General features: G+C 43.7%; 9 protein-coding genes, 1 tRNA gene and 2 pseudogenes. 10 read left to right on the top strand and 2 right to left on the bottom strand.

What is annotated here, in order from left to right; all coding sequences use genetic code 11:
• Nucleotides 1–377 (top strand): annotated as a pseudogene (locus tag CCU_RS07410) (RNA polymerase subunit sigma-70); the annotation flags it as partial.
• A 201-nt stretch (nt 378–578) separates the two neighbouring features.
• Nucleotides 579–758, top strand: coding sequence for a hypothetical protein (locus CCU_RS07405; RefSeq protein ID WP_015534147.1), 180 nt, complete (start codon nt 579–581; stop codon nt 756–758).
• Between the two features lie 68 nt (nt 759–826).
• Here CCU_RS07405 and CCU_RS07400 read toward each other — a convergent pair.
• Nucleotides 827–899 (bottom strand) — tRNA-Thr (locus CCU_RS07400).
• A gap of 201 nt (nt 900–1,100) precedes the next feature.
• On the opposite strand from CCU_RS07400, the pseudogene CCU_RS14760 reads away from it, so the two are divergent.
• Both CCU_RS14760 and CCU_RS07390 read left to right on the top strand, forming a co-directional pair.
• Nucleotides 1,101–2,778: pseudogene (locus tag CCU_RS14760) on the top strand (glutamine--tRNA ligase/YqeY domain fusion protein).
• Nucleotides 2,779–2,874: 96 nt separating this feature from the next.
• Complete coding sequence (locus CCU_RS07390; protein ID WP_015534144.1) at nt 2,875–3,522, top strand: hypothetical protein; 648 nt, start codon at nt 2,875–2,877, stop codon at nt 3,520–3,522.
• Between the two features lie 54 nt (nt 3,523–3,576).
• Here CCU_RS07390 and CCU_RS07385 read toward each other — a convergent pair whose 3' ends face one another.
• Nucleotides 3,577–4,296 (bottom strand): DUF6062 family protein, encoded by a 720-nt coding sequence (locus tag CCU_RS07385; RefSeq protein WP_015534143.1) that lies wholly within the window; start codon nt 4,294–4,296, stop codon nt 3,577–3,579.
• 147 nt (nt 4,297–4,443) lie between these two features.
• On the opposite strand from CCU_RS07385, the gene CCU_RS07380 reads away from it, so the two are divergent.
• The 6 genes from CCU_RS07380 to CCU_RS07355 all read left to right on the top strand — a co-directional run.
• Complete coding sequence (locus CCU_RS07380) at nt 4,444–5,319, top strand: DNA-3-methyladenine glycosylase family protein (RefSeq protein WP_015534142.1); 876 nt, start codon at nt 4,444–4,446, stop codon at nt 5,317–5,319.
• A 170-nt stretch (nt 5,320–5,489) separates the two neighbouring features.
• Complete coding sequence (locus CCU_RS07375; RefSeq protein WP_015534141.1) at nt 5,490–5,777, top strand: co-chaperone GroES; 288 nt, start codon at nt 5,490–5,492, stop codon at nt 5,775–5,777.
• 80 nt (nt 5,778–5,857) lie between these two features.
• Nucleotides 5,858–7,489 (top strand): chaperonin GroEL, encoded by a 1,632-nt coding sequence (gene groL, locus CCU_RS07370; RefSeq protein ID WP_015534140.1) that lies wholly within the window; start codon nt 5,858–5,860, stop codon nt 7,487–7,489.
• A 165-nt stretch (nt 7,490–7,654) separates the two neighbouring features.
• Nucleotides 7,655–8,389 (top strand): DUF4190 domain-containing protein, encoded by a 735-nt coding sequence (locus CCU_RS07365; RefSeq protein WP_015534139.1) that lies wholly within the window; start codon nt 7,655–7,657, stop codon nt 8,387–8,389.
• A gap of 185 nt (nt 8,390–8,574) precedes the next feature.
• The gene (locus CCU_RS07360; protein ID WP_015534138.1) at nt 8,575–9,078 is read left to right on the top strand and encodes a cytidine deaminase; all 504 of its coding nucleotides are present in this window, start codon (nt 8,575–8,577) and stop codon (nt 9,076–9,078) included.
• Nucleotides 9,079–9,114: 36 nt separating this feature from the next.
• The coding region (locus tag CCU_RS07355) for an insulinase family protein (RefSeq protein WP_243440873.1) at nt 9,115–10,626 on the top strand (1,512 nt) is incomplete at its 3' end.

Raw genomic sequence — 10,626 nt, 5'->3', positions numbered from 1 at the left:
CGACATTCAAGACCTTTGCGTTCATGTGCGTGAGAAGGCAGCTCATTACCGCGGTGAACAATTCAAACAACAAGAAAAACGGACCGTTGAACTACTATATATCGATCTATGGCGATGGCGGGGGAGATTACTCCAGCCCGCTTGATGAGATAGATTCGGGTGTCATAACTAATCCTGAGGATATCATGATGGCGAAGTTGCGTGAGTCAGATCTTATAAAGCTCATCGACAGTAAGCTTTCTAAGCTTGAGAAGCATGTTCTTGACGAATATCTAACAGGCGCTTCTTATGAAGTGATAGGGGAGAGACTCTGCAAACCGGCAAAATCCATAGACAATGCGGTTCAGAGGATCAGAGCTAAGCTCAGGGATGTGTAATTAGAATAATAAAATTTTAAGTTGTTTAATCAAAGACAGGAAGTGGCAATATGCCGCTTCCTTTTTTTGCAAAGAATTTGCTAATAAGCCTGCATATTAGCTTGAAATAAACTAAAATAAATGTATAGCCAACCTTAATCGAAAGTAACAAAAGGTAAAAATGATTATTTTTTATTGATCATCAGATTAAGGAGTGGTGGCATGAGAGCGGAGAGCAAAGCTAAAAAAGGTAAAGGTAAGGTGGGAACGATCGTATTGTTCCTGGCTTTGCCGGTATTGCTTCTTATCGTATTCACTTATATACCATTTGTGGATATGTTTAAGAACAGTTTGACGGACTGGGATGGAATATATGAAGCTGAGACTGCGGGCGGAAAGTAAGTGATCCGGTCTGCGGTGGATAAAAATAAAGCCGCTCAGGGCGGCGTAAATACGGACAAAAAAATAAAAGCTACTAACGGGAGTCGGACCCGTGACCTCAACATTACCAATGTTGCGCTCTACCACCTGAGCTATAGTAGCTTGCTTTTCAAAAGCAATAATAACTATAACAAAATGGACATCAAAAATCAAGTAAAATATTTACATTTGTGCGAAAAATAATGACAAATCAAAAGATAATTGTGGTACAAGCAGTAAAAGTATGGTAAACTAACTGTAATCGTGTGCAAATTCGGTTGCAGACATTTAGAATTATCAAAAAAAGCGGGAGGCAGTTTGGAAATGGCTGAAGAGATGACAGGTAAGAATTTCATTGAACAGATAATTGAGAAAGATATCGCAGAGGGTAAGGTGCCGAAGATCGTTACCAGATTCCCACCAGAGCCAAATGGATATTTACATATAGGACATGCCAAGTCAATACTTTTGAATTACGGACTGGCACAGCAGTATGGCGGACAGTTTAATCTCAGATTTGACGATACCAACCCTACAAAGGAGAAGACAGAGTTCGTAGAGTCAATACTTGCAGATGTCAAGTGGCTGGGAGCAGACTTTGGAGACAGAGTGTTCTTTGCATCAAATTACTTTGACCAGATGTACGAGGCTGCCATAAAGCTCATCAAGAAGGGCAAGGCATATGTGTGTGACCTCACAGCAGATGAAATCAGAGAGTACAGAGGAACTCTCACTGAGCCGGGCAAGAACAGCCCATACAGAGACAGAAGCATAGAGGAGAATCTTGATCTGTTCGAGAGAATGAAGAACGGTGAGTTCCCTGACGGAAGTAAGGTACTCCGTGCAAAGATAGATATGGCAAGCCCTAACATCAACATGAGAGATCCTATTATCTACAGAATAGCAAGAATGAACCACCACAACACAGGTGACAAGTGGTGCATTTACCCTATGTATGACTTTGCACATCCTATCGAGGATGCCATCGAGGGTGTTACACATTCTATATGTACACTTGAGTTTGAGGATCACAGACCTCTGTATGACTGGGTGGTTATGGAGCTCGGTTACAAGGATTCACCTGAGGACACACCAAAAGCAGATAGAGTTCGCAAAGCTTTACCTGACAAATGTCATAACAGGTAAGAGATACATCAAGAAGCTTGTCGAGGACGGAATAGTAGACGGATGGGATGACCCACGTCTTGTAAGCATTGCAGCCCTCAGAAGAAGAGGCTTCACACCATCAGCTATTAAGAAGTTCATGGAGCTGGTTGGAATATCCAAGAGCCAGTCGTCTGTTGATTACGCTATGCTTGAGTATTGCGTGAGAGACGACCTGAAGCTCACAGCCAAGAGATACATGGCAGTTGTTGATCCTGTAAAGCTTGTCATCGACAACTATCCTGAGGATCAGGTTGAGTACCTCGATGTCGAGAACAATCAGGAGAACGAGGAGCTCGGAAGCAGAAAGGTAGCATTCAGCAAGTATCTGTATATAGAGAGAGAGGACTTCATGGAGGAGCCTCCTAAGAAGTATTTCAGACTGTTCCCTGGCAACGAGGTTCGTCTTAAGAATGCATATTTCGTAAAGTGCGTGGGATTTGAGAAGGACGAGGACGGCAATGTCACAACAGTACATTGTACATATGACCCAGAGACAAGAAGCGGTTCAGGCTTTGAGGGACGTAAGGTCAAGGGAACCATTCACTGGGTATCGGCAGAGAGCGCAATAGATGCAGAGGTTCGTCTGTATGAGAATATCATCGATGAGGAGAAGGGGAAGCTCAACGACGATGGTACATTGAATCTCAATCCAAACTCACTTGTTATCAAACAGGGATGTAAGCTTGAGAAGGCATTTGAGGAGGCTCAGCCGGGAGAGGCATTCCAGTTCCTGAGAAATGGTTTCTTCTGTGTTGACTCAAAGGATTCTACAGCGGAGCATCCTGTATACAACAGGATCGTGTCACTCAAGAGTTCTTACAAGCCGGGCAAGTAATTACCGGGGATGCGTTTATAATTTATGATGTGGGGATTGGCGCTTATCCTGTGGGGGGATATGCGTACATCAAAATAGGTGATTGGAAACAAAAATATGAAAGATGAGAGTAAGAAGGTATACATACTTTTGTCAAAGACAAAAACAGTTCCTTCAAATCTCATAAAGCTTATGACCAGAGAGCCGTATTGTCACACATCTCTGGCACTGGACATAAGTCTTGATGAGATGTACAGTTTTGCAAGGAAAGGTGTATACAATCCATTTAACAGTGGATTTATCAGTGAGAACATAGAAAAGGGAATATTTGGAAAGCACAAGGGAACCAGATGCGCTGTGTATGAGCTGAAGGTCACGAGTAAGCAGTATGACAGGATACAGCAGGAGCTCGCCAGATTCAAGAAGCATCCGGACAGATACGGATATAACTTCATGGGTGTATTCAGCGTATTTTTCCATCTTGCGTATGAGAGGGAATACAGTTTCTTCTGTTCACAGTTCGTGGCATCGGTGTTGAAAAATGCTGGTGTGGATATATTCCACAAGAAACCGGGACTTGTCAAGCCGGGGGATTTCAGAAGGTGCCCTGAGCTCAGACCGATATTTACCGGGCTTCTCACAGAATACAGAGCATATCTCCATGAGAGAATGAAACAGGCTCATGGCATAGAGAACACAGGCAGAAGGCCTGGCATGATAAAGCCGGCGCTTCCGGATGGTCTCATTGCATGGAGAGTCAGTTAAAATAAGCCGCTTTACAGATATGTAAGGCGGCTTTTATTTATTGTCATGTGTTTATTATTCTACAAATGTATGGCCAATCTTGATGATCCCTCTCGGGAGGGCGTCCTTGGAATTCTTCCATGGCTCGTTCTTGTATCTGTAGTCAAACTTGTCTATGAACCAGCTCAGGTCACCATTGACACGTTCCATATTGTCAAAGTATACCTTGTTGAGGATTTCGATGAACTGCGCATACTGTTCCTTGCTCAGTTTGTTCTGGCCTGTCTTGTACAGTATTCCGTAGTGGTATGTACAGAAGCCTTTGCTCGTAGCAAATTTGTCCCTGAACTCGGAATCTCTTTTCCACATATGGAAGATAGTGTCTACATAGCGTACGAACATGTCATCCATACGTCCACAAATGAAGCAGCTTTTCTCCATATTCTCTATATAATCGACAACAGGTGCATTTGGTGTGTTCTTGCCGAACAGACCGGCTTTGGCGGCGGGACCTTTGGCAGCCAGCGCCCTCATATCTTGTATAGTCTTATTCATATGGGTGTTCATCATGAGTGCCAGACCCAGACGATTCTTTTCCTGATAGAGCATTCTCAGATGATGACTGCAAAAACCAAGCTTGTCAGTCATGGCACGGTTGTCGTCCTCCATGTAGCTTGGCCCCATCGTATATTCAATTGCATTTCGTTCAAGATCCTTCTGCATCTGGCACATAGGGCATTCGCAGCCGCTGTCAAATGCATCGTTTACTGGTATAGTGTATATCTGTTCAGCCATAGATCCTCCTGTTTGTGATAGTGTCAGTTTTTGCCACACTGCTTATGTGACATTGAAAATAATATACAGGTATTATACAATAGCCTAGAGAAATTTATAAGACAAAAAGCACAATTATACAAATATGAAATGGCAGGTGTACGGAAGATGAATGTAAGTTGTGATGGCAATATAGTTACGGTAGACGGAGTGAAGGATTTCAGACTTTCTCAGATACTTGAGTGTGGTCAGTGCTTTCATTTTGACAAGCTTGATGATGAAGTGTATGAGGTCATAGCATTTGGCAGGGCTGTGAAGATGGAACAGTCAGGCGGCGAGCTCAGGATATATGGTTCATCCATGGAAGACTATGAAGGAATATGGCGCCCTTATCTGGATATGGACAACGATTACGGGCTCATCAAGGAGAGTGTCATAAAGGCGGACAGCGCACTTCAGACGGCTGTGAATGAGAAGGATGGAATACGTATACTTAATCAGGACTTCTTTGAGACGCTTATATCATTTATCATATCCCAGAACAAGAATATCCCTCAGATAAAACAGTGTGTGAAAAATATATCGCATAGATTTGGTGATGAGGTCATAGGATATAATGGCGAGGCATTTTATGTGTTCCCTGATGTAGACAGACTTCATGAGGTCACAGAGGATGAGCTCAGGGAGTGCAAGGTCGGATTCCGTGCTCCATACATAATGAATGCGACGGAGGCGGTGTACTCGGGAAATGTCACAAAGGAGAAGCTTGACGCACTTGACATAGAACAGGCAAGGGAACTTCTCATGACTATAAAGGGAGTAGGAGAGAAGGTTGCCAACTGTGTCCTGCTCTTTGGACTTGGAAGACGTGAGGCTTTCCCTGTGGATGTGTGGATGAAGAGGATCATGGAGAGCATGTACTTTGATGGCAAGGACACAAAAAAGCTGGAGATAGAGGCATTTGCCGTGAAAAAGTTCGGAAATCTCGGGGGATATGCGCAGCAGTATCTGTTTGACTATGCAAGAACGACTCTTTTTAAGTGATATGTATTACTGTAGATGACAGACATATTTTTATATATTTTTTAGAAAATAAGGGTTGATTTTTTTATAGAAATGGATAGAATATAAAACAGTGTTAGCACTCACATAAATTGAGTGCTAAGAACGAAGATGAGAAAATAAAAGAAAAAATAAATCAGGAGGTATATATCATGAAGTTAAGACCACTTGGAGACAGAGTAGTATTAAAGCAGTCAGTAGCAGAGGAGACAACAAAGTCAGGAATCGTATTACCAGGCCAGGCAAAGGAGAAGCCACAGTATGCAGAGGTTATAGAGGTTGGCCCTGGAGCAGTTGTTGATGGCAAGCTGGTTCCTATGGACGTTAAGGTTGGAGATACAGTTATATATCAGAAGTTCGCTGGTTCAGAGGTTAAGCTTGACGACGAAGAGTACATAGTTATCAAGCAGGACAGCATCCTTGCAATCGTTGAGAAGTAAAAGCATATATCCAGACAGCGTGAGCTGTGGGAGACATATGCGGATGATATATATGTAATATAACATGGAGGTAGATAGAAATGGCAAAGGAAATTAAGTACGGTGCTGAGGCTAGAAAGGCACTTGAGGCAGGAGTTAATCAGTTAGCAGATACAGTAAGAGTTACACTTGGACCTAAAGGAAGAAACGTTGTACTTGCAAAGTCATACGGTTCACCACTCATCACAAATGATGGTGTTACAATAGCAAAGGACATCGAGCTTGAGGATGCATTTGAGAACATGGGTGCTCAGATCGTCAAGGAAGTTGCAACAAAGACAAACGATGTTGCAGGTGATGGTACTACAACAGCTACAGTTCTTGCACAGGCTATGATCAATGAAGGAATGAAGAATCTGGCAGCAGGTGCTAATCCTATCGTTCTCAGAAAGGGAATGAAGAAGGCTTGCGACAAGGCAGTTGAGGCTATTCTTGATATGAGTGAGACTATCAGCGGAAAGGATCAGATCGCAAGAGTTGCATCTATCTCAGCTGGTCACGATGAGGTTGGACAGATGGTTGCCGACGCTATGGAGAAAGTGTCAAAGGATGGAGTCATCACAATCGAAGAGTCAAAGTCAATGAAGACAGAGCTCGACCTTGTAGAAGGTATGCAGTTCGACAGAGGTTATATTTCAGCTTACATGGCAACAGATATGGAGAAGATGGTTGCAGAGCTTGATAACCCATATATACTTATTACAGATAAGAAGATCTCAAATATCCAGGAGATCCTTCCACTTCTTGAGCAGATCGTTCAGAGCGGATCAAAGCTACTGATCATCGCTGAGGATATCGAGGGTGAGGCTCTCACAACACTTATCGTCAACAAGCTGCGTGGTACATTCCAGGTAGTAGCTGTAAAGGCTCCTGGTTATGGCGACAGAAGAAAAGAGATGCTTCAGGATATCGCTATTCTTACAGGCGGTAAGGTAATCTCAGAGGAGCTTGGATATGAGCTCAAGGATGCTACTCTTGATGACCTTGGACGTGCAAAGAGTGCTAAGATCACAAAGGAGAACACAGTTATCGTTGATGGTATGGGCGCTAAGGAAGACATCGCAGGTCGTGTAAATGTCATCAAGGCTCAGCTTGAGGAGACAACATCAGAGTTTGATAAAGAGAAGCTTCAGGAGAGACTCGCAAAGCTTGCCGGTGGAGTTGCAGTTATCAGAGTCGGCGCAGCTACAGAGACAGAGATGAAGGAAGCTAAGCTCCGTATGGAGGATGCCCTTAATGCCACAAGAGCTGCAGTTGAAGAGGGAATCATCTCAGGTGGTGGTTCAGCATACATCCACGCTGCAAAGAAGGTTGCAGAGTTTGTAAAGGATCTTGAGGGCGATGAGAAGACAGGCGCTAAGGTAGTTCTCAAGGCTATGGAGGCTCCACTGTTCCACATCGCAGCCAATGCAGGACTTGAGGGATCAGTCATCATCAACAAGATCAAAGAGTCTGAGGTTGGTGTGGGCTTTGATGCATACAATGAGACATATGTCAACATGATCGAGGCAGGAATCATTGATCCTGTTAAGGTTACAAGAAGTGCACTTCAGAACGCTACATCAGTTGCTTCAACAATGCTCACAACAGAGTCAGTTGTAGCTGATATCAAGGAAGACGCTCCAGCAATGCCAGCAGGCGGAGCAGGAATGGGCGGCGGAATGGGCTTCTAAGGAATAGAGTCAGACACGATTTCGCAGTAAAATACAAAGACTAAGATAAAAAAGGATCACATCATTCGTAATCGGGTGATGTGTTTCTTTTTTTATGTAGGTTAATTGACACTAACCGGCATGTGTGAGATAATCAGAACAGATATTTTTCGACTAAGGGAAAGTATGGGTTACAAAAAAGTTATAAATGAAAGGCAGGAAGAGATGGGAGAAGATAACAACAGCTTTGGCGGCTATCAGCCAACAGAAGACAACAGACAGGCGGGACAGCAGAATCCATATGCCGGTGCGCCTCAGTATGGACAGAACGACCAGAACTATGGTCAGTCAGACGGCCAGTATGGACAGAACGACCAGAACTATGGTCAGTCAGACGGCCAGTATGGACAGAATTATGGTCAGCAAGGTGGACAGTATGATCAGAATTATGGTCAGCCAGGCGGCCAGTATGGACAGAATTATGGCCAGCCAGGTGGACAGTACGGACAGGGATATGGTCAGTATGGTCAGGGCTACGGACAGCCGGGAGATCCATACGGACAGAATTATGCTAACCAGGACATGAATATGGGCGGAGGTCCGGCATATCCACAGAATAATATGCAGCCACAGGAGAGCAAAGGCGTATCCATAGCATCTATGGTGCTTGGTATCTTTTCTCTTACATTTGGATGTTGTATCACATATGTGGGAATTGCCACAGCCATTGCGGGACTGATAACAGGTATCATAAGTCTTAAGGATAAGAAGCCTGGCAAGGGAATGGCTATCGCAGGTATTATAATGAGCGCAATAGCACTTGTGTTCCTGGTGTTCTGTATTATCCTGGTTCTTACATCGGACACATATCAGGATATGGTGGACGAAATACTCAGACAGATACAGTCAGGAAGCTATTAAAAATGTAATAAATTGAATAAAGAGAAGTGATCGAGAGGCCGCCGGATTTCGGGCGGCCTCTTGTTATGTGCACCAAGCTGATAATATTTGAACGTTTAATACTGTGTGGGTGATTGAATCTAAAGGTGGATTAGTGTTATTATTATGGAAGTGCGTAGAAGGTATCAGAAAGGAGGTCCTGTATTATGGAGAGTGATTATATTATTGAAGATACAGACATCAGGCGTCTTATTGTGAAAGCGGTAGAGGCGAGAGAAATGGCATATGCCAGGTACTCACAGTTTAAGGTTGGGGCAGCACTCCTGGCTGGCCGGGAGAATTCTTCGGATGCAGATGAAGTCGTTGGCAGAGAGACAGACAGCCGCGATAGAAATGCGAATGAATACAGAGTGTTCACGGGCTGTAATATAGAAAATTCCTCGTATGGTGCAACTATATGCGCAGAACGTGCAGCGGTGTGTAATGCAGTGAGTAGTGGCTATAAAGATTTCAAAGCGATTGCTATTGTCGGTGGCCTGAATAGTACAGGGATAAATGGAATAACATATCCATGTGGGATATGCAGACAGGTGCTCTCGGAATTTTCTGCGGATATGTATGTTATCGCAGCACATTCAGAGGATGATTACGACATGAGAAGATTGTCAGAGTTTCTTCCGGCTTCGTTTGGTGCCGGACAGATGGAATAGTGAGCGTTGAAAATTTATATAGAAGGAGAATATGAATTGGGAAATATCAAAGATTTAAAGGCTTACAGAATAGTTGAGGAGAAGGATCTACCGGAGGTACATGGCAAGGGATATGTGCTGGAGCATATAAAGACAAAGGCAAGGGTCCTCATTATTGAGAATGACGATGTGAATAAGGTATTCAATATAGGCTTCAGGACACCTCCATATGATGATTCAGGAATACCTCATATAATTGAGCACTCAGTGCTTTGTGGTTCAAAGAAATATCCGGTAAAGGATCCATTTGTTGAGCTGGCAAAAGGTTCTCTGAACACCTTCCTAAACGCCATGACTTATTCAGACAAGACGGTATATCCTATAGCGAGCTTCAATCAGAAGGACTTTGAGAACATCATGAGTGTGTATCTGGATGCAGTGTTCTATCCGGATATCTATATACATGATGAGATCATGAAGCAGGAGGGCTGGCACTACGAGCTTGACTCTATGGACGGAGACCTGAAGTACAACGGAGTTGTGTATAATGAGATGAAGGGCGTGTACTCAAGTCCTGAGTCGATTATGTACAGAGAGATAGAGTCATCACTCATGCCGGACACTCCATATGGCAATGATTCAGGCGGTGATCCGGTATCCATACCTACACTCACCCTTGAGAGATTCAGAGATTTCCACAGGACATATTATCATCCATCGAACAGTTATATTTATCTGTATGGTGACTGTGATATGGCGAAGGAGCTGGAATTTATAGATGAGGAGTATCTGTCACATTACGATTACAAGGAGATAGATTCAGCGATCCCTCTTCAGAAGCCATTTGACGAGATGAAGGATATCACTAAGGAGTACTCCATAGCTGATACTGATCCAGAGGAGAACAATTCCATACTCACATACAGCAAGATAACAGGGCTCAGCACCGAAAAGAAGAAGGTTACAGCCCTTGAAATACTTGAGTACGTGCTCATGGATGCGCCGGGAGCTGTCCTGAAGAAAGCTCTGACTGATGCGGGTATAGGCGAGGAGGTCTACAGCTCATTTGACAATGGCTGTCAGCAGACCACATTCTCTATCATAGCAAGAGGCGCGGATAAGAACGATAAGGACAGATTCATAAAGATAATAGATGATACATTTGAAGAACTCAGCCATGGTATAGATAAGGATGCGGTTGAGGCTGCAATCAACAAGTTTGAGTTCAAGCACAAGGAGGCCAATTTTGGAAGGTTTCCTAAGGGACTTATGTACGGACTGGATGCATTTAACAGCTGGCTGTATGACGATACCAAGGCACTCATGTTTTTTGAGATGAATGATGTGTATAAGGAGCTGAGAGAGGATCTTCAGAATGGATACTTTGAGCAGCTTATAAAGGAATGTTTCATTGACAATACATTTGGCCTGTATCTCACCATGAACCCTAAGAAGGGTCTTGACCAGGAGAATGAGAAGAAGATCGCTGATGAGCTTGCGGCATACAAGGCTACGCTCAGCCGTGAGGAGCTTGAGAAGATCGTGGAGGATACAAAGGCGCTCAAGGAG

This window comes from Coprococcus sp. ART55/1, from assembly GCF_000210595.1.
GTDB classification, from domain to species: Bacteria; Bacillota; Clostridia; order Lachnospirales; family Lachnospiraceae; genus Coprococcus; species Coprococcus aceti.
This window is presented reverse-complemented; position numbering and strand designations above follow the sequence as displayed.